The following is a 352-nucleotide window of genomic DNA, read 5'->3' as shown; positions in this document are numbered from 1 at the left end:
TCGAACCCCTGTTACCGCCGTGAAAGGGCGGTGTCCTAGGCCTCTAGACGATGGGGACACATAAATGTGTCACTAGGACAACTGAATTTTTAGACTCGTTTCAGGCGAGCTTTCTTAATAACACTGCACTTCCCTATTAAAATAAGTAAGTGGCGTCCCAAGAGATTAGTGCTCTTGATAAAGTCGTGCATAGAGAGTGCGGTGTCACACTGCTTTATACAATACTTAAAATAGTAAGTGGCGTCCCCAAGGGGATTCGAACCCCTGTTACCGCCGTGAAAGGGCGGTGTCCTAGGCCTCTAGACGATGGGGACACATAAATGTGTCACTAGGACAACTGAATTTTTAGACT

General features: G+C 46.6%; 1 tRNA gene. It reads right to left on the bottom strand.

The annotated features are described in order from the left end of the window. Positions 1 to 238 precede the first annotated feature (238 nt). Positions 239 to 314, bottom strand: a tRNA-Glu gene (locus H5119_RS20160). Positions 315 to 352: the final 38 nt, after the last annotated feature.

Origin of the sequence: Pseudoalteromonas sp. SG45-5 (assembly GCF_014164085.1) — a bacterium.
Taxonomy (GTDB): domain Bacteria; phylum Pseudomonadota; class Gammaproteobacteria; order Enterobacterales; family Alteromonadaceae; genus Pseudoalteromonas; species Pseudoalteromonas aliena.
The sequence above is the reverse complement of the archived record's forward strand: the minus strand, read 5'-3'. Positions and strand labels throughout refer to the sequence as shown.